The sequence below is a fragment of the Pseudoalteromonas sp. S1650 genome (assembly GCF_005887195.1).
Lineage (GTDB): Bacteria > Pseudomonadota > Gammaproteobacteria > Enterobacterales > Alteromonadaceae > Pseudoalteromonas > Pseudoalteromonas simplex.
The window spans coordinates 1-23,410 of record NZ_PNDF01000082.1 but is presented as its reverse complement, the minus strand read 5'-3'; the positions used below and the strand labels follow the sequence as shown (position 1 = coordinate 23,410).

Below are 23,410 nucleotides of genomic sequence, written 5' to 3'. Positions count from 1 at the left end.
CCGATGCCTTAAGGCTTTCTGATTGGTCTGTACTCGCAGGGCTGCTTTGCAACCCTGGACTAGTGGTACTGCCAGTAGAACCAACCTCACTATTTAATGTGCCGCCATTACTTACTGAAGCCTGAAGGTTTTCTGATTGTGTGCCCACTAAAGAACGACCTGAATCTGTAGTATTCGGATAAGAATCATCTTTTGTGCCAGAATATTGGTAGGTATCAATACGATCCCTTGAATCATTGCCTGCAATCGATGACTCTTTAGATAGAACATTCCCGCTTTCATCTTTACCAGTACTGTTAACCCCACTATTTACCTCACTTGGCTTGATAGGGGTTTCTTCTATTTCTTCACCACGGTTATTATCAACTGATAAGCTTTTTGGTGTTACGCTCAGTGCGTTCTGTTGTGTGACAGAGCTCTTATCATAATCACTTTCATTTACAGACTGTTGCGGCACTGAGGCTTCGCTTGAATTAAGGCTGTTTACAGGTGGATTTGCTTCTTTAGTACCGGCATCACTATAATTCGGTGTGAAGGCAGTTGTGATCGCTTCACTTAATGTTCTTTGTGCTTCTGGAGCTGTGCTTAGTAAGTTGTTTATTGTAAGTAGATCTCTCATGTCATCATGAGAAAGATTTCTTGGAGTATCGCTTGTGCCATAAAGGGCGTTCGAGGCAAACTCCTTCGCTTTACTAGAAACACCTTCTGAGTGAATTGCGTTATTAATTACTTGGCTTTCATGCTCCTTAGATACACTTGATTCATACCCATTTTTAGTTTGCTCATCTGAAGTAATAGAAGCAATTGTATTTGTTAGTGTTTCTGCCTCGCTATCTTTACCTGCAATTAAAAGTGCATCCCTCATCTTATTCAGATCTTCCATTGCTTCAGGGGTGATGTTAGTAAAGTCAGGAATACTAAATTCTCGACTAGAAACTTGTGCTGATTTAAAATTATCTAAATTTCGATCATTAAGTTCCTTAAAGCTAACTCCTGATGTATCACCAGTTGCATTAAAGTTTGCTAACGCATATTTAGCTATCTCTTTGGCATCTTGGTCATAATTTCCTTTGGTAATACCCTCAACAAGACCTTGGCCACTAGGTTTCGATCTGTTTTCAGTTCGATCTAAATTTTCTCTCTCATTTAATCCAGCAAACCCAGCCATTGAGCTAGCTTGAGAGTCGTAGTTTACTGATTCCAAACTACCTTTTTGACTTGGCTCGTCTTTATACCTTGATGGGTTGTACTGAGGTTCTAAACCTAACTGTGGGGATAACTCATTTAGCGCTTCTAAATGACGAGCGTATTTAGCATCATTAATACCTAAGAAACTATCATCTCCTTTCGTGGCTGCAATTACGTCCTCAATTTGACCGTCATCAAGGTTTGCCAATGCTGAGTATGCCGCAATTAACTCACTACTCTTCAGGGCATTATTAATTGATTCATTCTCTCTCATCTCCTGTACAGCTGAGATATTTTCTTGAGCATTTCTGTAAGGGTTATTAGGTAGCGTTGAAGCAAGAAGAGCTGAGTTTGAATTTAAACTTTCATTGAAGGCAGCTAGAGACTCAGGGCGCATTGCTGTTTGAACAGCCCCAGCATACATTAGTGTTTCATTTGGAGATAAGCGTTCACCATTAATAATCGAACCTTCACCATTTGCTGCGCTAGTTAGTAAGTTTCTAATAGCTTCTGGTGTATTGTTTGATAAAACACTAAAACCCATTTCAATTAGATTCGAATTAATACCTTCACCATTACCAGACTTCTTAAACTCATCCGTAACAGCCTCACCCACTGAAGAGGTGAATAGTGAGCCAATAGAACTAACTACACCGCCAGATAATTCATTAGATTCTGAGCCTAATACTTTTAATGATCCAAATGCATGCGCTAAATTATTTGCATTTTTATCTTCTGACTCAGAAACAACATCCTCACCCTTAGCTTTAACAGCACCTGTACCAGATGCCCCTCTACTACTAACCTCGTTTTGAGATTGCTCTTTGTGTTCAGCAAATGCTTGTGCATTACGCTCATTATTGAACATGTTTGTTGGATCAGTCTTTATGCCACTATTTACATCATTACTTAAAGTGTTGGTGTCTATGCCAGTATTATCTTCAGGTTTTGGAATATGTGAATTATCACTCGGTTTATATCCATTCAATTGGTCACTAAGTGAAATTAGGCTCGGCGCTTGTAGTGTTTCACCTAGTTCTCTCATTAAGTCTGCAGAAGCTCCTCTTTCGGTATTAGCTTGTTTTAGTGCTGTAACTCCAGTTGAAAGAGGAAGTTGGTTACCATTATGATCAGTAGACAGCACTTCAGTATTTCCAGACATTCTTGCGATTGCATCAGTAACCGTATTGGCCAAAGCAATATTATTTTTTTGGCTTTCTGGTAATCTCGCGTTATCACCTTTATTTACCTGCTCTTTGTGGTAGTCGAACCTATCTCCCAGCTCAGAAATTAAAGCACTTCTCTTGTCACCAGATAAACTATTTAAGCCTTCATCACCAATCAAACTACCTAAAAGAACATGCTGCTGCTCATCTGAAAGTGTTGAAACAATTGAACCGATTGATGCTTTATTTGCTCCTGTGGTTGAGTTTTGAACCTCACCTGCATTCATTTGCGTCATTACTTTTGAAGCGGAGCTAGCTGTATTCCCCTCAGCTTCAAGGGCTTGAGCTTGAAGCATATTTGTATGAGCATTTGTAACAGCTTCCTGTCGGGAAACCGCCTCTTTACTTGCAACTGAGTTATCACTGCTCGATGATTGAGCCATTTTTACTGCATTCCCCCAGTTAGCTTTTATCGATTCAGAAACTTGTGCACGTTCGTCCTCTGACAATCTTTCTGAGGCGCCTACTTGCTTTTGTGATGCCGCTTTTGCTGTGATCGCTGCTTTCGCATCAGCACCTAAACCAAACCCTGCTATTGATGGAGCCCCCTTTGCTACCATGCTTGCCGAGCCCTGTAGTACGTGATCATATGCATCAGATAAACTCATGTTATTTTCAGTTGCATATGCTGCGGTTTGTGCCGCTAAGAAAGCTTCGTCCTGTGATAATTGTGAACTATCCACACTCTCAAACGACTTTCCTTGTTTATACCCTTTGATTGAATCTAAAGTAGCAGATTTACTATCAGTGGCAGTTTTTTGTAATGTTTGGCTAGCGGCTTCAGTATTTGCCAATTGAGTATTTCTAGAGCCAATCGCTGACAACTCAGCTGATGACTGTTTAAGGTAACCCGAGGCTGGCCCTGCGCCACCCGGATTAATACTTACATCATTTCGTTGTCCACCATTCAGTTGAGCTTGGCTCCATTGCCCATATGAGGAATGAACATCACTGGCTTGCATAGTAGTATCACCTTGACTTGCTTTACCTCCATTTGCAGATGTTGTGACATCAGGTGACAATTTCTTTGAATCAATATTTGTATCAGGAGACGTCTTATTAGATACACCCATCATGGTGTGAACACCCCTATGCAGTATATATAAAGTGAGCATAGGAACTGCAGCAGCTAAACTACTTGCCACTGCAATAAATGATTCGATTGTTGACATGCTATGCCCCCACATACCAAATGTGATTGCACTTACACCACCGCCACCAGCTGACACTGATGTAAATCGACCTTGAATAGCAAGTAAAGTAAAAAGGTTAACCGCACTCATGGTTACCGGCCACAAGTTAACCCACACAGTTACCCCAAAGAACATAGCAGCTGATTTCATAGCTTCAGCACCCATTACAAGCATGATTGCAATAACTGGGATCAAGAAAAACACAAAGGCCTCAATGAAGGTTGCAAAACCAATTGATAGCTCCAAAGCTAGGTTTCTATCCGCGGCCATTTGGTAATGTCGCTGAGACTTTGTTTCTATTAAAGTAAGTTCAGAGCGGAGCCCTTGCATATCCCCACTTTTTGCAGCAGCTTCAGCAAAAACATTTGATAAATACCTTCCCGTCGCTAAATGATATGCATTCATTGTCGCGCTTAATACAGAAATCGATTCCGCACCGGCTTCAACATCTTGTGGTTTTACATTTTCTTTCTGCAAAAACCTGTCAGTCATCTCTCTGAAACTTAAGCTATCAAAGTAACTTTTGAGCTTCAAGTATGCGTTTGGGCATGTTAATAGCTCCATGGCAGGAGTGTCTATTTGAATATAAGTGCTTCTTGATGGTGTATTAATTCTTATAGACTCAAGGAAGTTTTCCATTGGGGCATTTTTTATTTTGTCAGCATTTAGCTCAGCGTCATTGCCACCAACTTGAAGATCCCAAATTACACAGTCTTGAAGGTAGTTCATTGTAGATGTTTTGATTCTGTACCTTTGGGCATTAACGCCTGAATCTAGTTCTTCAGAGCCCATATATCCAAATTTATCAAGCGCCACTAGCGCTCTCATCGGATCGAGAAATTGACCAGCCTGATAACCATCCGGTGAGGCGAATGAATCTTCATAATCTCGTGAAAGCCCATACATTCCTGAGGTCATCATTGCAATAACAGCTGCTATGCCAGGTGCATCATTCACATAATACACATCTCCTGTTCTTACCGACTCAATAACAACATCTACTTTAGAAAATGGACCACACAAGACCATGAACATGCAAAGCCCAATAAACCAAGATAGTACTGGGTTAGAGTTTGGGTTGATCCAACTTTTTACTACAAGAGTCATCAGTGAAAGTAGAGCTGTAGCACCTATCAAAATATGCAAAGATGAAAAGCCAAAATCAAACATTCTTCGAAGGCCCATTAGAACCTCATACATGAACGCTGTTTCACCGATTGAGTAAATTGTAAAATCCATAAAAAAAGCCAGAATATTGAGTCTGGCTTAATCTTAAAATTGAAAAAAATTTTAAAAGCGTGATTTTCAACTGAATTTCAGTATTTTTTGATTAAAATACCTTTTTCTCAAAATAAACGCTTATATCCCCAATTTTATGGTCTTTGTAATAGCTAATATTTATCGAGTTACCCATCATGCTGACAGATACGGGAAAGGCGGGCTCTTCTGTAGACATTAAACCTAGAAAACCATTCTGATTAACAACGTAGTCTCCATGTGAATTTTTTACCGGGTTAAAGTCGTCGTCGAGTAATGCAGTCTGCCCCTTTCTAAAAGCAAACAACTCACTTAGTGTTACATCAAAAGCAAACGTATCGGGCAAACAATCAATTGTTTCTTTTGGCAGTATATTGACTGCTCGATTACTCATTGAACCATCAGTCACGGATACTTGTTCCAAAGATTTTAGCCACAACTTACGGTAGTCTGTTCGATTAAAGATATTAAACTCTGACCCTGGTAAAAATGGCAAAACATCTATTGGAATTAATTTTACTTTTGCCGAGCTATGCTTGTTATGAATAAAGTTAATATCTAGGACAGCTCGATAGAATTTTACACCTGAAACCTCTATCACAAGAAAAAAGTAAGGCTTGCCTCTCGATAAATCATCTACGCGATTAATATAGCTGTTTCGTACTCCATAGTAGTTTTTCGGACCCCAAAACCAATCATTGAACTCAATACCATCGTAGTCCCCTTCACTAATTAATTCATCAAAGCTAAGGTGCATTGTAACTTGCTTAACATCTGCAAACGGATATTGACTGAAAGGTGATGCCTCAATATTCCCCATATATTCTTCAGATAAATTGGACGTCTGCCCATTTAATACATTTTTGAAGTTCTCTATGCTTTCTCTGTATGCATCCCACATATTTGAATAAGGCAATAAGTCACTATTATAGTCTTTTACTCTCGCTCTAGACTTTTGCAATTCGGATAGTAGTAAGTTTTTAGTAAAATCAATTTCTAAAACTTTTGGAGATAACCCAGTCAAGAGCTGGAGTGTTAGCATCGATACACCTACATTAAATTCTGGCCAGTGTGCAGTTTTTCCAATCGATGGAAATTGAGGGTTTACATCTAATAGGTTTGAATCAAGCTGTGCACACTTTTCATTTCGAATATTTAATCCATTTGAGATACTTGTGCGAGAGTAACTACGGGCTGCAACTAAAGCGCGGATGTTCATTACTTCTGAGAGCTTAAGGCCACCATAAATCATTTGACCCTCACTAATTTGAGGTTCTTTGATTTTATAGTCTGATATTGTCACTAGGTTAGATAATTTGCTTTGGATTTCAGCAAAGAACTTATATTCAAACACCTTTTCTTTGAGTCTTTTTTTCATTGATGATTGTTTTGTTTCGACGCCATTAAACAGAAATACTTCGTCATAAATCCTAATAGTATTCTTATTAGCAATTAACTCAGGACCTTCAGCTAACTCAAAAGTAGCCGTTGCATTAAGGGTACTTTGCTCTTGCTTAATGTTTAGCTCTTTAAGTTTTGCCCTTATATTCGGCAATAATTGATTGCCGCTTATAACATTCGTGTTGAGGTTTACTTTTGCTTGCTCCACAGCTTTTTTGTGAAGTAAATACTCTATTACTTGTGCGTCGTACTCAGTGGTATTATCGAGCGTTAAATTGACACTAACCTTTTCTGCACCATAAGCACTCCCGATCGCATGGAATACAATCGATATAAAAACCCCATTTGCTAGCGCTTTCAATAAATTCATTAAAACGACCTCCAATAACTAAAACTGTATTAATCATTTCATAAATTTCATTTCGTGCAGCGGTTAAAAACAAAACTAAATATCAATTATTTACAATAGGTTATAAAAAACCTCATTGTGTTTTTTATATTTTCACAAACCTGCATTCAATAATTTATACTTTTCAGCTTGAAGGAGGATTTATGAAATTTGTATTTTTACTAGTCATTTTAGTATTGAGCCATAGCGCTCATGCGGCTGATACTGTCAGAGTTATCAAGTTTAAAACTATCGGCCTCACGGTTAATGAGTACAACATTGCAGATTTAATATATAAAGAAGCAGCTCAAAAGCTAGGCGCTTATTTCATTGTTAACAATTCTCAAGCGGGTGTATCAAGCTACAGCGAGAAGGCCAACATCTTACGACCTATTTCTGTAAGTATTGTTGACTATACAATCGAAGATAGTGAAGTGATTGCGACCATACGCTACGATCATGCAGCTTTAGAAGTTGTAACGGAGAACTACAAGTTATACATGAGGAACAAGAAAAATTCCGAAGAAATAGTTAACGCGGAGATAACTGAATTTTGTCAAAAATTCTCATCTAACTATTTAGAAATCAAGAACACTCTTTCTAGCTCAGAATTCAACTATTCAACAGCCCCTTCAAAGGATGATGAGCTCCTTAAACTATCAAAAAAGTCTGACTCTATAAGTCAGTTATTGATTAATGAATGTAATTTATAGGAAATCTTTTAATACTTCTCTTTAACACCTATTTCCAAAAGGGCGGCTTTCTGCCAATAGCTAACCTTCAAGCGTAACTCGTTTCTGTCGGATAGACGACACCTGTTACCAAGTGTCGCCCTCCTAAGAACCGTACGTGCAACTTTCACTGCATACGGCTCAAGCCTTCACGAAGGCACCTAATTGGTACCCAGCAACTTATAAAGCAGCGAGATTAGGCTCATTCCAAGAGTTGCGGCATTGCCTCTTTGCTTTTCTCTTTGCCAAGTATTCTTGGTATAAAGGATCAAAAGGCGTAGCTTCACTCCTGATTTTCACATGTCTCTCTATTGGCACCTTAGCTATTTGAAATAGATTAAACTGACAATCCATATTCATGCTCTTCTGCCAACCGTGAAATTGCCATTGGCCTCGACGGTTGATAAAGTACTTCATGGCGATCCAAGTTTTTGATTTTGTTGGATGACGCCTTTTAGCCCAATGCCATAACGCTAGAAATAGTTTGTGGCTCACATATCCGAATACTTGTTTGGCAACGCAATGGCGATAGTAATTCGACCAACCCCTGAGTTTCGGATTTATCAACTTGATTAGATCGTTAACGGGGGTGGTTGCGTGCTTTTTAGTGAGTTCGCGCAAGTTACTCAGAAATATTAACGTGTTAGATTTACTCGGTTTAATGAGCAGCTTTCCTTTGTACTTCCTATGGTTAAAGCCTAGAAAGTCAAAACCACGGCTAATGTGAGTAATGTGCGTTTTCTCTTCGGAGAGCGTTAAGCCTCTGTGTGCTAAGAAGTCAGCAATCAACGGTTTGATATCGTTCTCCAGCACGTCCTTTGAAGTGCAAGTGACAACGAAATCATCAGCGTATCCTATAAAGTTGGCTCTCGCCCCATTTTTAAGTGCGGTGGACTTTATGCGTTGCTCAAGACCTGCAAGAGTCATCAGCATCAAGGTTGGAGATATGATCCCGCCTTGTGGTGTTCCCTCGTCAGTGCGATAGAACAGCCCTTTGTCCATAAAACCAGACTTTAACCATTGTTCCAACATTCGTTTATCTACAGCTATATTATTCATAAGCCATTGATGCCCAATCTTGTCGAAACAGGCTTTAATATCTCCCTCAAGAATCCATTGTGCGGATTGCTTTTTACTCAAACAGAGAAAACACTGAGCAATAGCATCAGCAGTACTTCTGTTGCGCCGAAAGCCGTAACTATTTGGGTCAGCAAGTGTTTCTGACACAGGCTCTAGTGCGAGAAGATGAAGCGCTTGCAGCGCTCTATCGACCATACACGGGATACCCAAAGGTCTGAGCTTGCCGTTTTTCTTAGGGATGTAGATACGCTTGAGCGGTTTGGCTTGATAAGCTTTTCTGCTCAATTGATTGACTGCTTTCATGCGGCGCGTATCCGTATTCCAGATGACGCCGTCTATTCCGGGCGTTTTACTGCCTTTGTTTTGTGATACTCGCTTAACAGCAAGAAGTTTTGCCGAATGCGAGTGAGTCAGTATCCACTGCAATGCTTTCGCTTTGCCGTGTTTACTTTCTCTTGTTGCTTTTGCAATACGCATCTGAAGCTTTAAAACGTGTGACTCAACAGTTTTCCAATTTATGGATTGCCATTGAGCACTGTCAGGAGAGGCACTAATCTCTTTTGAAATCATCATTTGCGTTTCTCCTTGAATAAAGTTCTTCAAATTCTCTTGCAAAGGAAGACCAGTCGGAAGTCAGCTCACTTTCGTGCCAGACAGACGTCTGTATCTGCATCATTACAATCCAGCCTTTGCTTTCTCCAACATCCTCTACCTGCATCACTATCGGCTATATAAGCTTTCCCAAAGGGAGTGATACAGGCTTACCGTGTTCCGTATGTTGCGCAATGTCAGGTTAGATGCCCGCTATAGTGCGGAGAGTTCAGTGATCACGAAAGAGCATGGGGCAATCTCTTTCCGACTCTCGCGCCTTTTGGCTACAGCGTATTAACCACTTCCGCTGTTTCATCGTATAACGCACCTTACGCGGATTCACTTATGTTCATCATACTGACGGCCTAGCACTCACCCGATGTGTGGTTATCAGGAGGATCGTCCTCTCACGATTAAGATCCCGATTGGCGCATACCAACCTTCGTTACATTGTCAGAGCCGCTACTTTATTCAGGCTCCTAGGATCATCTGGTGATACAGATGGTTCACTCATTAAGCGGTGAACAGCACTTCATACGACTTCACGTCGCACGCCCCAAAACGAGTTAACGTAAATGCTTTAAGGGCGGCTTTGAGCGAATAGCGGACGTAGAATTACAGATTTTTACCTGCTTTTGATTGTCCGCTTTACTCCAAAATACGTCTCTGCATTATTTACAGAAATAGCTCATTTCGCCTCATTAAATAAATCATCGTATTCAATTTGGTGATCTGATGTGCAATTACGTATCGAAAGTTATTTTTGATACATAAAAACATATTGAAATTGTATTTTCCGTAATTAGCCAACGCGATGCGAAATTAGCATTTTAAGCATCACTACTTTTTATCTCAAATGTGAGCCAACCATCATGCAACTAATCAAATTAAAAGAAGTCATCAACAAAACCTGTTTAAGCCGTTCTTCAATTTATGACTACGTCGATAGAGGATTATTTCCAAAGCCAGTAAAGCTCGGGGCGAGGTCTGTCGCTTGGGTATTGAGTGAAGTGGATGAATGGATATTGATAAGGATAAATGAACGAAATGTCTAAAGCAGATAAATATGTTCTGGTCAACTCCAGCCGGACACTTTTCTTAAAGAATTTTCATCCTCTACTGGTGACTGAGCTTTATTAGCAGAGTGCAGCCTCTCCAGATTGTGATACTTCATATATTCAGTAACATCATTTTTCATATGCTAACGAGTTGGCTGAGCCACTTTTAACAACCAATCATGTTTCAAGCTGCCAAAGAACCTTTCAACAACAGCGTTATCCCAACACGCTCCCACATCACCCATGCTTGCTCGCATACCAAACTGCTTTAACAGGTTTCGGTATCGCTTACTCGTATATTGAGACCCTCTGTCAGAATGAAACACCAAGCCCTTGGCTGGTTTTCTTAAGTTATAAGCTTTAATCATGGCTTTCATCACTAAATCTGACGTCATACGTTTATCAATATGCCAGCCCACAATTCGTCGAGAATATAAATCCATGACAACAGCAAGGTACATCCAACCTTCGCCTGTTTTCAGGTAGGTCACGTCGCCAGCCCAAATTTGATTCGGTGCTATCGGATTAAAATTCTGGTTAAGCAAATTATCTGCAACTGCGTCTGAGTACTTATGCTTAGTTGTTACCTTATAAGCTACTCGTTGTTTAACCACTAAATTGAGCTTCACCATTAACTTTCTGGTTTTATAACGCGTTATTTTAAAGCCTTCTTTGCATAATTTTTTACATAACTCACGATAGCCTAAGCTTTCTCTGCTGCATTTAAACAGTGCTTTGGCTCTATGATAAAGATGTAGATCTTCTGTCGTTATAAGCTTTGCTGGACGTCCCAGCCACGCATAATAGCTTGAGCGATTTACCTTCATAACAGAGCATAATTTAATAACGCGATAAGATTGGCTATTTTCCTTGATGAACTGATACTTTACTTCATTTCTCTCGCAAAGAAGGCACTGGCCTTTTTTAAGATCTCTTTCTCCATTTTGAGATCTTTGTTTTCTTTTTTTAGGCGCTTTAGCTCGGCTCGCTCATCTTCATTGAGTGAGTTCCCATCTTGTTGCTCTTCGAGTTTAGCTTTCCAGTTATAAATAAGTTTGGTTGTGATCCCTAAAGACGCTGTGGCCTCTGAAACTGAATAGCCTTGCTCTGTTACTAAAGCAACTGCTTCTTGTTTAAATTCAGTTGTATAAGTTTTGTTTTTTCGTTTTGTCATTTAACACCTCAATATTAGAACATTGTCCATTATTAAAGTGTCCGGCTCAATTAAACCAGTTCAAGTTCATGGCTTAGTGCCACAAGGTCAATTAATTCGACCCCGAAGCGTTACTTTTGGGATTTATAGTTTGTCGCTTCTGGCTTCATTTTATTCTCTCGTTTTGTAAGGTTTTGATGAGTACGAAAGCAAACCTTTCAAAAAAGGATTGAAAAATACAACAATAAACAACAATATCAATAACTTAAAATTTCAGTATCAACTTAATAATTTAACTATCTTCAAAGTGCGATTAATAAAAACTTGACTTGAACACGTCTTATGTATATTGTATGCAAAAAAGGATTTTGGTTTTGCATCGATTAGTTACGTTTTTCCCATTTTTATTAGTGTTTACACTCTTAGGGACATTTGTCGCTGTTACTCTTACTTTTGTTATTGGAAGTTTTTATGAACCCAAGGGACTTAGTGTTGTCTATATTTTCCTTATTTACCCATTATCATTGTTAATTGGAAGCCCATTTTCGCTTTCAGTATGCATTGTTTTTTGCATACTTATTGGTAAATTTAAGAGCACGTTTAATCAATATTATCAAAACAAGTTTTATTCTAAAGCGAAATCACTTGGGCTATATTTAGGTGCAACCTCTGGGTTTGTTATACACATTTTTATTTCAATAATTACGGCGATTCAACACCGTTTTAAACAATCTAAGTACCTCGATGAACCATTCTTAACTATTGACTTACTTAATAAATTTTGCAGAAATTTTATCGAGTTATCTTTTCTGATGATAATTGTCCCGTCAGCTGTGTGTGGATTTGTGGCAATAAAACTTTTTGGACCTAAGGTGCTTAATCGTTTGTCTTAATCTGGATGATTTAACTTTGAGGTTGATATGCTGTGATGAGCATCCTGGTTAAAGGTTTTAAAGAATAAATTATGAAGACACCCATTTTGGTGAACTACCCAGCGACTAAAGATCACTGCGTAGTTCACGAATCTAAAATGTCTTTAAATTCATCAATAACCGAGCAGAACCTTACCAAGACTTTTGTTCCCTTGCTGAGTGAGTACAATTACTTAACGATGCTGTTACTTTCAACAAATAAAGTCCGAATATTGCAGTTCTCAGCAGGCCTTTAATGTGTAAACAGGGTAATTTTCATTTAGTTTACTCTGGCTCATTGTTCTTTATGCACTAAACTTTGCGGGTAATACTATAATGTCATTTAAAGACAACTTAAAAGGGATAGCTTTACGTATTAATCAACAGTTTCAGATTGTTGATGTGGCTATGGAATCCGACACGACGTCACTCGGTCTCACTCCTCTGGAGCTAAAAAATCGTCATAATTATCTAATAGAGCACCTCCATAAAGAAGACTTCAAGCAACTGAACTTGCTATTGAAGGAGTCTAATGAGGGTAAAAACACTCATTTACGCCTCAGAACCAAGTCTAGTCAAATTCAAATTTATCTGCTAAAAACCAAGAGTGAAGCGAGTTGCTCGCCTTATAATCAAATTTTTTTGAAAGATGTTCGCACCATTACTCCTCTCGTCGAAGGACTCGACACTTCTGCAATATCAGGCATGATGGAAACAACCAACGATTTTATATTTTTCAAAGATAATCATCATGTTTTGCTTGCTGCAAGTCAGAGCATGGTCGCCCTGTGCGAGCCGATTTCTCACTGGCGCGAATTTTACCGTAAAATTGACTATGAGGTATTTCCCGAACATTGTGCAGACAATTATTTCGAGTTAGAAAGGCGAGTTTATTCAGGGGATACAATTGCACAAGAAATACAGCCAATTATTCGGATAGATGGTAGCAAAGGCTGGGTAGATAATCGTAAGTATCCAATGCGAAATTCAAATGGCGAAATAGTCGGTTTATATGGTGTTGCAAGGGACATTAGCTTGCAAGTAAAAGCGCATCAGGAGATGGAGTTAGCAAATAAAATTTTTGAAAATAGCTCCGAGGGTATCGTTGTTTTAGATGAAGCGGGTCGAGTATTTCATTGTAATTCAGCATTTGCTAAAGATATTGGCAGAACTGTTGAGCAGATAAAAGGGTGTCATTTAAGAGAAGTTAGACATAAAGAAGATGGCGATGCTGCATTCGAAAAACGTTGGCAACAGATTACCCAATTTCCATATTGGAGTGAGGAGCTCAATGTTACCACCACATTTGGTGAGAAAAAGACAATGTTAGTTCATTACTATTCAATCAAAAATAGCACTAAAGGTACTATTTGGTATGTCGGTTATTACGCAGATATATCAGCGATAAAACAACATGAGCAAATGCTTGAATATGCAGCAACACATGATAGCCTGACAGGTTTACCTAACCGAGCGTTAATGTGCGACCGATTAAAGCTGGCCTTGGCTAATTTACGACGACACTCAGGTAATCTTGTTGTTGCATTTATTGATCTAGACGGGTTTAAGGCAATTAATGACACGGCTGGGCATGAAGCTGGGGACAATTATTTAATTGCAGTTTCTAAGGCAATGCTTGGATGTTTGAGACAAGGGGATACCTTATCAAGAGTTGGGGGAGACGAGTTTGTTGCAATTTTAACCAACTTAAGTGAACCCGACGACTACGTATCCGTTATCGAGAGGTTGCTTTTGGCCATAAAAAAATTGCCAACCTTCACAACGCCCTCACATTGCAGTGCGTCAATCGGAGTGGCTAGGTATCCTATTGATGGCTATAGTGAAAGTGAGCTTCTCAAAAAAGCTGACCAAGCGATGTATAAGGCCAAGGAGAGTGGCAAAGGAACTTACGGTACATGCACCGCTCTTTATTTACAGCACGTAAGCGGGTAGCATTTAAAAATCTGTGTTATTTCAGTAATATGTATAATTGAATTAGCGTATGAGACATACTATATATTAGGAATAATATATTACCAAAAATTCTAATTTAAACAAACTCTTACAACCATTCAAGATGTGCAATATAATGAACCCTAACATGACAAAAAACTAGGATCTTATAATACTTTTAATTGAATAGCCCATTAAAATCAGTCAGTACATTGTTTGAACACTTTTATTCTATTGATAACCCACGCCAGCAAGACAAAGTGCAACATCCCCTATTCAATATCCTGTTCTAAAAATCAGTGCCGCAATCGCAGGTTGCAAAGGTTGAGAGAAGATTGAATAGTTTGCCTATGACAATCTAACTTACGTAAAGCTAACGGCGTGCCTCGGCACGGCACTATCTCAATGGTTATATCGGCTTGCAGTAACCAACTTGTGCTTTTAACCTTTCAGACTGCATCAATCGGCAAACTCGGTTAAGACCGCAGCATTCTCTCTTGGCAGCAGAGCATCTGTTATATAATTGAGATTCATAAAGTTTTAATTCTCTAGCAGCGGCTGCTACGCCGACCTTATCAGCCAATTTCAGGGCTTTAGCTTTAAATTAAGCAGTATATGTTTTACGGACTTTCTTTGTTGACATTTTTCACCTCGTTAAGCGATTGTACTCACTTAGCAAGGTGTCGTTAATACGGATCATTAATTTAATAATCTGTTAGTTAACTGAAATTAGGCTGAAAATTTAGCTCAAAACTAAACTGATAGTCACCGATTGAAAAACGGGTAACTGTCAGATCAAATTTTTTGATGGAATAGCTTTTTCCCTAGCTGCACTTTGTTAATACCTTCACAATATCGACGCCATATACTTTGCTGTATATGCCCCAATTTTCGCAAATCTTTGTATCAAGCCAGTAAACATCAACCTACTACCAGCCAACTCTTCGCCTGCCTTTTTGTGCTCCTGCTCCTCAAGCTGAACCTTCTTGATCTGGCTATACAGTTCAGGATCGTTTTTCAATTTCTCAAGGGCTATGTTGAACTCATTATCTACAATATTTTCTATTGTATAGGTGCTTACCCCAATCGCTCTAAGCCCCATAAAACCTACAAAGACACCGTAAAAGAGCCCCCCCCAAAAGAACAGTTGATGACCATAACATAATCGGCCATTTCGATTTTCTAGAAGGTTCTCAAAAATAGTAGCATGACCGCTCTCATGATCTCGCATACTATCAATTTGATTTAGTTTTGACCGAAAAAAATATCTAGCAACACATTTATGACCTCGATAAACACCAACAGCACCGCGCTCACAAGCGTGCATTATCCTAAGTTCTTTATTCTGATCCATCACTTCCTTCACTTATGACGTCTAACATGCCTTTATATGTGACCAAAACTCCAAGGATTGGCAGTGAAAAACTTACGTGAAACTGGTATCTATTGTTCTTAATTTCTTTATAAGCAACTGATGATGGAGTTAACCACATGGGTATGGGACAACCAAATAAGCAGACTTGTAAGCATCGCCAATGCCATCCGCCATTTTTAATGTCCACTGTCAGCTTCAATGAAAGCGGACCTGCCGTTTCTATCCAATATCCATCCTCATAATCACCTACTGGTCTGAACAGTGATTCAACTGAATGTTGGCTCTTGAATCTACGGTTCCAATACAGATATTCATCATCATGCGAAATTGTTACTGAAAGTTCGTGAGAGCCAGGCCCCGGCAACTTCATTTTTCTGGCGAGCCGTCTCCCTAAAATGCCTGAAATTCCACTTCCATAGTACAAGTCCACCTTACCTCGAAGTCGTCCTCCTTCGACGTGGAGTTTCTGTAATAAAGGATGAAGGTCGGAAAAGCGATCTGCAAACCAATCTTTTACTAGCTCACTACTCATAATTATAAATATAAATAAGGATTGTCGAGTCTCTAGAATTACTCGTTTTTCATTTGTTGTCATTAGTCATCAAACCATATCTTAATTCCTATTTTTATTCAATTTTTTAGTCTTTTTAAGTTGGGATTACTTTCCAATATTTTACCCGATGAATTAGAGAAGAGGCTAAGGTACAAACAACTTAAGTTTGCACACTACACTGACTATATAATCATTTTGGTAAAAACGAATAACGCAGGAGTGCTTTTCCAAGAGGAAATTACCGAATTCATAACCAAGCGATTAAAGCTTAAAGTGAATGAATAGAAAAGCCGAGTCGGTCCGATATTTGGCTAAAAATCTTCGGATTTACCTTCTATTTCGGCAAGTTCAAATCCACGAACAAACGCCAAATAAATTTACAGCAAACGTCAGAGAACTCACAAACCTGAGCATAGGGACCGCTACAGATACAAATTCAACAGAATTGGGTTAAGTGAACGGCAGCTATTACATGTAGTATCACTCGTAAACTCCCTTGTAGCAGCTAAAAAAATGGGAGTAACATTGCGCTGAGCAATGGCTTCTTGGCTTAACAAGGTTTAGTGTAATTAAGGGATATCAAGGTCCATAGTCATTACGGGAAATGAACCGCCAATTGCGAACCCGCATGATGGATAATGTGGGGGCTTGAGAGCTCCGGCTACCCGATTAGAGCGCCGATGACAAAAATAAAACACCGACCCCTCCTTCCAGGACGATTCCCCCTATATTCTTAGGTGAAGTCTCATTCTCAATGAATATAGCTATAAACCTAGCAATTGCTGCCAGACACCATGCAATGCCAACGACAATGAACATTTCAAAGGATTGGAACCACAGGCAGGAAACACCAAGACCAATGAACAACCCGCCGTAGGTTGCCCGAACCTCGGATCTAGCCAAACCACTTGTGGCTTTTATCCCTACCATGCTCGCCGCAACATTTGGAAGCAAGAAGCCTAGCAGACCCAGTCCAATTGTAATAACTGATCCGACTAATGGTAAAATGTCAATCACGACCATGCCTCTTCGGAGCAGATTTCACGCAGTCGTTCTAACGCAGCGTACAAAGGCGATAAAGACGTGCCTGCGGGTTTGGCGTCTCTGCGGCTGCAGGCCACGAGCGCTGAGCATTCTAAGGCATTAACACTGATCACTGCTGCAAATAAGCTGCCAATAAACAAACCTATAACAGAACTTATTATTGATCCGACAAAAGAAACGCCATGAATTAAAAAGATACTGGCAACGAGGGTTAGCACAAACTTTATCAGGGGTAAAGGTATAAGTGCGCTCGACAAACCATAAACCGCCCGAAGCAAAGGCACCATGACGATGATAGAGGTTACTATAGTAGAATAAAAATCACCTCCGAAAACAATACAGCGAATTTGAGCAAGCGTGGCAGCAAAACAATATATTATCTCGGCCAAAAAATATCCATTACCAGAAAAGTTCATATTTCCACCGCTCATCCTTGACCACGTTCACATTGACTACTAAAGCACTCAAATAAGCATTTAATACTCATTGAAATACCTTTGTTCGTGACCTAACCAGTGCATGAACCATCCATCAATTGCTTTCCACTCTTCAATGCTAAGCCGTTTACCTAGCTGCTGGCAACCTAGCGTTTGTGCATATAATAATTTTGCCAAAAGGTCAGAATCTACAGGGTTATAACCCAGCTCTGTCAGCAAAGCCGCAATATAATCTAGCCTTTTGTTATCGACTGCAGTTACAACCTCTGCCACACGAGGCTCACTGAGCGCCCAGCTACGCAATGCGACTTCGGTTCGATGGTCAGCCTCTGATACAGCAGCAGACAATTGTGCAATCCGCTGTTTGACATGGTCTTGAGGCGACAACACTTCTATAAGGTATTGTGTGTAGTGCGCGTGCCAAAAAGCCAACAATTCATCGATATAGGCTTCTCGATGTTTAAAGTAATGATAAAAAGAGCCCTTCGTCACGGCCAGTATATCACATAGATGATCAATTTTTAGCGCCTCCGGTCCTTTCTCTGCGAGTGCCATCAACCCTGCTTGACACCAATCTTGGCGACTTAGTTTCATCATGTATCCTGTCTTACTATCGGTGCACCGTAAACAACGAGCAAACCAAGCGGAATGAACAACCACGCTCCAGATATCGGCAAAAGAATTCCTACCATCAATCCAGCAGCCACAAACCCCCACCCAAGCCAACGAGGCAGTGGTGCTGACAATGTTTGCAACCACGCCTGCATTAACCCGCCCAGCAGCCACCAGAAGCACCCCACCAATAAGAACCACAATATCGTACTGCGAGAAAACATCAACTCACCATTGGGCTGAATTGAATTCCAAACACCCGCCTGAACTATTTCAACAAGGGATGGCCACCCCATCACCACACCCAAAGCGATATGAACTGTACCAATCCCGACCAACAACCAACCACTAAGTCCATATAATTTCACTAATACACTCCAACAAAAAAACATACCATACCGTATGGTATGTTTTTTAGTCGCACTGTGCAACGTTTAAACGAACTCTGATTTTCTTGCCTTACTCCACGGACAAATCATACAAATCCTCATAATTAAGTGATCTATTTTGAGGCAAGAAAAACATGTTGATAACAGGGCGAAAATTTTGATATTTAGTTATTCTCGGCAATCGCTCCTGCATTGCTCTACCTCCTGCATCCATGCAGTCGTAAATAAGAAATTTTTAACATAGTAAGCGACAGTCCCTCAAAATGATTAAGAATTATTAAGGATTGATATCAAAAAACTATGCGAAACACTAGGCGCATCAAGATTTGGTGGCCAAAGCGACCCGTAAGTTTAAGATTAGAACATATAGCATTCATGCGCTCCCTGTTGCGCCAAACTTTCTTTGAGCAAGGCTTTACCGCATCGGGCCCTGGGTTGGTGATATTACATACTTGATGACCAGCGAAGGCTGGCTTTATTTGGCAGTGGTTATTGATCACTTATTAAACGGAGATTAACCTTAGTTTTTCTTTAAGCTTGGCAATGAGTGAGACTTCATTCTCAGCGCTATCATTTAACCCAACCAGTAATGTCATAAAATACACGTCCATTAATAAATCGGCATAAGCAAGTTTGTTTTCATCACCGAAGACCAATTGATGTTTAAATGCATTTAATTGCGGATCGAGTGACTGACTTTGCCATAAGATTTCTTTAAACAGAACTTTGCTGAACTCTCTTTGCGATAAATAAAATGGATATAGCGCAGAGGCAAAATGGAGCAGTCTGTCAATCGGCGTAGATGAAATATCTGATTTAGCTGTTTCAACTAACAATGTGTGCAACTGAACTTCTAAGCCAGATTTAAGTAAATCAATTTTGTTAGAAAAATGGCTAAACACAGTGCCAGTTGCAACTCCAGCCACCTTGGCAATATCTCTGGTACTGGTTTTATCGTAGCCATTTTCTGAAAAAAGCTGCCATGCTGCAGATAAGACCCGCGATCTTGTTTGTTCTTTTTTTGTCACTTGACCTCCAAAATTATTAGTCATTAAACCAATTTTATAAAAAGTTGAAAAGTTTTTATTGAAATTGAGCGCGCTCAATAATAATATGAGCATGCTCAATTTATTAAGGAGATAATTATGGCGAGCATTTTACGTTTTTTGGTGCGTGTATTTTTTTACCCTTTATTGGCCTTTATAGCTTTGTACTTGGCCCTATTTTAAAACTTGTCTTGATCCCCGGCGGATTATTACTTTTATTGCTTATTTTAGGCAAAGAAGATGGGGTTATGCCTTTAATTAAGGCATTCAGTCCTAAGAGTAAGAAACGTGACTGTGTCAAAGTGTCCACTCTATAACTTATTGCTTTTAATAGATTTATATAGATCTCCATGCATAATGGTGTTAACTAAAATGAAATCCAAGCGCTCAGGTGTTTTTTTACTCATAGGTGTCGCACTACTGGCCCTTTTTACTGCTTTATCTCACATATCTTGTATTGTTTTGGGTCCGGGATGCTATCGTGCTCAAATGGCGCCAGAGTGGCTAATTGAACTCTCTAAATCTGCGCCTTGGCTCGCAGCCTTCGCAACGACTTTAGTATCAATATTATTTGCTGCAACCGCCATTTACTGTTTATCGGGAGCTGGCGTGATCAGAAAGTTACCTTTGTCTAAACCTGCCATTATGATTATTTCAACCATTTGTATAGTTAGAGGGCTAGCCACTATTCCCTTGAGTATTTCATTTCCTGAAAGTATCAGTACATTTTCAATACTTTCAGGAATGCTTTGGTTTTTAGCTGGTCTTTTCTGTGTTTCAGGGTATCGTTTGGTTGGAGCAGAACCGCACAGCACTTAATCAATTGACTTGTAATAAATCTTTCGTCTCAACCTTTAATTTCTATATTTTTTCTATAGGAAAAAGGATTACATAGTTAATAAAGCGCCTAACTTATACCTAAAAAATTATCATGAACAAGAAGTTAGTTACTTTATAAACCACAGCCTCTCTATTCGGAGTTGTTACTAACAGTAATGATAATACACCTATACCTAAATAACCATAATCTGGCACAGTACACGCATGACTTATCCCTTATCATTTCGCCAACATGTATTGGCATACAAAGAAAAGCATTCACTTATATTTAAGCAAACAAGTGCGCATTTTAACATATCTATGCAAAGTCTTCTTCGATGGAGGAAAGAAATAGAGCCATGCACCAACAAAAACCGCCCAAGTATTAAAGTTTGCCTAGATAGGCTAAGAATGGATGTTGAGCAAAACCCAGATGATTATCAGTGGGAACGCGCTAAACGTTTTGGTGTCACACAACCTGCAATTCATGATGCACTCAAGCGACTAAATATAAGCTATAAAAAACACTAAAACCCCCTAAAGCATCTGAAATATCAAGGAATCGCTTTGTTGAACGTATTTATGAATTTGAGAAACAAGGCAAAGAAATCATCTACTTAGATGAGAGCGGTTTTGCTCAGAACTTGCCTAGAGAGTAAGGTTATTCTGATAAAGGAACTCGGTATTATGGAATACATGATTGGCATGCCAAAGGCAGAGCGAATGTCATTGGGGCGATTGTTGGCATGACATTTTTAACGCTGAGTATATTTTCTTCCAGTATTAATTCTGACGTGTTTTATGCGTGCTTGACACAGGATTTATTACCGAAGGTAATTGCTGGGATGAAGCGCCAATGGAACGGTTGTTCAGAAGCTTAAAGTCTGAGTGGGTACCTTAAACAGGTTATGAGCAAAACAGAAGCACAGCGTGATATCAGTTTTTACCTGATGGATTATTACAACTGGAGCAGACCGCATCAGTTCAACAATTGTGTGCCACCGGCAAAAGCTGAGGCTCTATCCAATTTACTGTCCGGAATTAGTTGACCACTTCAACCGCTCAATAACCTCGTTAAATGATGAACGCAATTCACATGTTGATTTTACTTCCCAGCCCCGCAGAACAGTGAAATGCTTGCGCGTCCTTAAGAGATAATTAGCAAATAGGTATCAGCGCAGGACTATGTCTAATAGTAGAGATCTTGGCCTTTCATAAAATAGCCCTTTTTGTAAAATTTTGAAAACGAAAAAGCCCCAGTAAATTCTGGGGCTTTTTAGTTGGTCTCTACCTTTTCGGCAGGTTGATGTCATATGATGTGGTTGTGTTGTTCCAGACCCAATTTCAGCTACCTATACGGTAGGTCACCTTTTGTTGTTATTTGTCAAATTCATATTCAAACCCTAACGGTTGCGCTTCAAAGGTTTTTATTTCACGAGAGTATTCAAAGTGAAAGCAAGCATCAAATTCCAAGGAAGATTCAACTAAACAAGTGCTTTTGTTCTTCTGGCTTGCGAACTTGTAGAGGTTTTTGACTCTGGAATGCTTTAGCTTACTCCTGATCATAATCATCACCGAAAATACGAGACGATTTAAAAATAGGCTATGCAGAGTTATTGTTCAAATTTTATGCGGGGTTGTACTTCAAATTTGCAAGACTTATGCTTCAAACAGTACTAATTTCGACACTATATCGTTGACGTTTTTCTGGACTGGATGTGAAGTAGTCAAATCGATTGGACTTTCTTTTGGTGTCGGTTCCACAGAATTATCCATACTTTTTGAAAATAGAAGGTAACGAATATCTGGATATTTTTTGGCTTGTATTAGGCCTTGTTCTACTAGGTTTAATGCTGCGCGATGAAACTGTTGTTTGACGTTCCTCTTGTGATAATTGGAGATCTGTTCGGCTGCTATAAATTCTTCCATAAGTTCGGTAGTCGATTTTTCAACGCCATTTTCAAGTCTCTCAAGGATGAATTTGATTAGTGTTTGTTTATTGGCAATGTTCATATTACTCTCCTAAAGTTCCAGATTTTCAGAAGCTTCTAGCGCATCTTGAACATCAATACCAAGATAGCGAACGGTGCTTTCGATTTTTTTGTGGCCGAGTAATAATTGAATAGCGCGCAGGTTTTTATCCCGTTTATATAAAATTGAGACTTTGGTTCTGCGCATAGAGTGTGTACCGTAAAGGCTTGAGTCCAGCCCAATAGACTCTACCCATTTATGTACAATTCGATCATATGTCCAGGTGGCCATGTAAGGGACGGAATTAATTCGCGAGCGAAAAATATAATCATCATATCCAAGGCCTTGGATTTCTATCCATTGCTTTACCCATTTACGTGTTTGTTGGGTAATTTCAAACTGAACACCTGTTCCAGTTTTGTGTTGTACAATACTAGTTCTCGCCAAAATTTCACCACTACGCATGACATCTGAAACTTTTAATGAGACCAAATCACAGCCTCTTAATTTTGAATCAATCGCTAAATTAAATAGCGCTAACTCTTTAATGTTACGCACCATTTCTAACCGAGCCCGGATTGACCAAACTTCTTGCGGTCGAAGCGGTGCTTTTTGCCCTATGATACGACCTTTATTCCAACTTACATGATCTCCCATTTACTCTCTCACTTTTTGATAAGTCAGGACAGGAATTGAAAGGTATAGGCGTAAAGCTCTCAAAAATACAGCATGGTTTTTGAGCATTTTTAATAGTGGAGAGCGATGTATTTCTGGTTATTATCCACAAGCGGACATCCAAATATATTTTTAATGTCTGTCTGCTAATGGCACATAGCCGTCCTTCGTCTCTAACGCGTTTATGTCCAAAAACAATTTTGGGGCTCAAATGATTTGGTTTCTCATACTCCCGAATTCAGATAATAAGTGCACCACTCATGGTTAAACGGTGAGAAGAGATCAACTGCCTGTTGGTGGTACTCTATCGTCGCCAAACAAACAGCAGCATTTACCTAGCGTGTCAAGCAGTAGCACGC

Annotated in this window: 17 protein-coding genes and 4 pseudogenes; 7 read left to right on the top strand and 14 right to left on the bottom strand. The window is 39.5% G+C overall.

Translation table 11 applies throughout. The annotated features are described in order from the left end of the window. Positions 1–4,846, bottom strand: a 4,846-nt coding sequence (locus CWB80_RS19815; protein WP_138686293.1) for a conjugal transfer protein TraG N-terminal domain-containing protein, incomplete at its 3' end; no start/stop codon positions are given. Positions 4,847–4,937: 91 nt separating this feature from the next. Beyond that, complete coding sequence (locus tag CWB80_RS19810; protein ID WP_138599706.1) at positions 4,938–6,635, bottom strand: hypothetical protein; 1,698 nt, start codon at positions 6,633–6,635, stop codon at positions 4,938–4,940. A gap of 182 nt (positions 6,636–6,817) precedes the next feature. Here CWB80_RS19810 and CWB80_RS19805 point away from each other — a divergent pair, with 182 nt between their 5' ends. Further along, positions 6,818–7,366, top strand: a complete 549-nt coding sequence (locus tag CWB80_RS19805; RefSeq protein WP_138599705.1) for a hypothetical protein — start codon at positions 6,818–6,820, stop codon at positions 7,364–7,366. A gap of 198 nt (positions 7,367–7,564) precedes the next feature. Here CWB80_RS19805 and ltrA read toward each other — a convergent pair whose 3' ends face one another. Next, positions 7,565–9,037, bottom strand: a complete 1,473-nt coding sequence (ltrA, locus tag CWB80_RS19795) for a group II intron reverse transcriptase/maturase (protein WP_138599704.1) — start codon at positions 9,035–9,037, stop codon at positions 7,565–7,567. 890 nt (positions 9,038–9,927) lie between these two features. On the opposite strand from ltrA, the gene CWB80_RS19790 reads away from it, so the two are divergent. Next, positions 9,928–10,110, top strand: a complete 183-nt coding sequence (locus tag CWB80_RS19790) for a helix-turn-helix transcriptional regulator (RefSeq protein ID WP_138599703.1) — start codon at positions 9,928–9,930, stop codon at positions 10,108–10,110. A 20-nt stretch (positions 10,111–10,130) separates the two neighbouring features. Here CWB80_RS19790 and CWB80_RS19785 read toward each other — a convergent pair. Beyond that, a pseudogene (locus tag CWB80_RS19785) lies at positions 10,131–11,287 on the bottom strand (IS3 family transposase). Positions 11,288–12,513: 1,226 nt separating this feature from the next. On the opposite strand from CWB80_RS19785, the gene CWB80_RS19780 reads away from it, so the two are divergent. Next, positions 12,514–14,130 carry a sensor domain-containing protein gene (locus CWB80_RS19780; protein ID WP_138599701.1) on the top strand — a complete coding sequence of 539 codons (1,617 nt, stop codon included), beginning with the start codon at positions 12,514–12,516 and terminating at the stop codon, positions 14,128–14,130. 847 nt (positions 14,131–14,977) lie between these two features. Here the strand turns inward: CWB80_RS19780 and CWB80_RS19770 are convergent. The 6 genes from CWB80_RS19770 to CWB80_RS19745 all read right to left on the bottom strand — a co-directional run bounded on the left by CWB80_RS19770 (position 14,978) and on the right by CWB80_RS19745 (position 18,519). Next, entirely contained in the window at positions 14,978–15,484 is a 507-nt protein-coding gene (locus CWB80_RS19770) for a demethoxyubiquinone hydroxylase family protein (protein WP_138599700.1), read from the bottom strand. Beyond that, positions 15,471–16,100 carry a DUF4166 domain-containing protein gene (locus CWB80_RS19765; protein ID WP_138599699.1) on the bottom strand — a complete coding sequence of 210 codons (630 nt, stop codon included), beginning with the start codon at positions 16,098–16,100 and terminating at the stop codon, positions 15,471–15,473. The genes CWB80_RS19770 and CWB80_RS19765 overlap by 14 nt, the downstream gene beginning before the upstream one ends. A 627-nt stretch (positions 16,101–16,727) precedes the next feature. Next, positions 16,728–17,075 carry a DUF4345 family protein gene (locus CWB80_RS19760; RefSeq protein ID WP_171041564.1) on the bottom strand — a complete coding sequence of 116 codons (348 nt, stop codon included), beginning with the start codon at positions 17,073–17,075 and terminating at the stop codon, positions 16,728–16,730. Further along, entirely contained in the window at positions 17,072–17,518 is a 447-nt protein-coding gene (locus CWB80_RS19755; protein ID WP_249362664.1) for a hypothetical protein, read from the bottom strand. The genes CWB80_RS19760 and CWB80_RS19755 overlap by 4 nt, the downstream gene beginning before the upstream one ends. 60 nt (positions 17,519–17,578) lie before the next feature. Continuing rightward, the gene (locus CWB80_RS19750; RefSeq protein ID WP_138599697.1) at positions 17,579–18,136 is read right to left on the bottom strand and encodes a TetR/AcrR family transcriptional regulator; all 558 of its coding nucleotides are present in this window, start codon (positions 18,134–18,136) and stop codon (positions 17,579–17,581) included. Then, positions 18,133–18,519: a DUF6463 family protein gene (locus CWB80_RS19745; RefSeq protein WP_138599696.1), complete on the bottom strand. Its 387-nt coding sequence runs from the start codon at positions 18,517–18,519 to the stop codon at positions 18,133–18,135. The genes CWB80_RS19750 and CWB80_RS19745 overlap by 4 nt, the downstream gene beginning before the upstream one ends. A 341-nt stretch (positions 18,520–18,860) precedes the next feature. Between CWB80_RS19745 and CWB80_RS19740 the strand changes: the two are divergent. Then, positions 18,861–19,037: pseudogene (locus tag CWB80_RS19740) on the top strand (IS3 family transposase); the annotation flags it as partial. Between the two features lie 6 nt (positions 19,038–19,043). Here CWB80_RS19740 and CWB80_RS19735 read toward each other — a convergent pair. Then, complete coding sequence (locus CWB80_RS19735; RefSeq protein WP_171041563.1) at positions 19,044–19,568, bottom strand: TetR/AcrR family transcriptional regulator; 525 nt, start codon at positions 19,566–19,568, stop codon at positions 19,044–19,046. A gap of 390 nt (positions 19,569–19,958) precedes the next feature. Between CWB80_RS19735 and CWB80_RS19725 the strand changes: the two genes are divergently transcribed. The 3 genes and pseudogenes from CWB80_RS19725 to CWB80_RS19715 all read left to right on the top strand — a co-directional run. Next, positions 19,959–20,405 (top strand): hypothetical protein, encoded by a 447-nt coding sequence (locus CWB80_RS19725; RefSeq protein WP_138599694.1) that lies wholly within the window; start codon positions 19,959–19,961, stop codon positions 20,403–20,405. A gap of 225 nt (positions 20,406–20,630) precedes the next feature. Further along, complete coding sequence (locus CWB80_RS19720; RefSeq protein WP_138599693.1) at positions 20,631–20,936, top strand: IS630 transposase-related protein; 306 nt, start codon at positions 20,631–20,633, stop codon at positions 20,934–20,936. A gap of 301 nt (positions 20,937–21,237) precedes the next feature. Next, positions 21,238–21,454, top strand: a pseudogene (locus CWB80_RS19715) (integrase core domain-containing protein); the annotation flags it as partial. Between the two features lie 334 nt (positions 21,455–21,788). On the opposite strand, the pseudogene CWB80_RS23170 reads toward CWB80_RS19715, so the two are convergent. From CWB80_RS23170 to CWB80_RS19700, 3 genes and pseudogenes are all read right to left on the bottom strand, one after another. Next, positions 21,789–21,971 (bottom strand): annotated as a pseudogene (locus tag CWB80_RS23170) (TnsA endonuclease N-terminal domain-containing protein); the annotation flags it as partial. 93 nt (positions 21,972–22,064) lie between these two features. Continuing rightward, the gene (locus tag CWB80_RS19705; RefSeq protein WP_138599692.1) at positions 22,065–22,418 is read right to left on the bottom strand and encodes a hypothetical protein; all 354 of its coding nucleotides are present in this window, start codon (positions 22,416–22,418) and stop codon (positions 22,065–22,067) included. Positions 22,419–22,427: 9 nt separating this feature from the next. Then, positions 22,428–23,033 (bottom strand): tyrosine-type recombinase/integrase, encoded by a 606-nt coding sequence (locus CWB80_RS19700; protein WP_138599691.1) that lies wholly within the window; start codon positions 23,031–23,033, stop codon positions 22,428–22,430. Positions 23,034–23,410 lie beyond the last annotated feature (377 nt).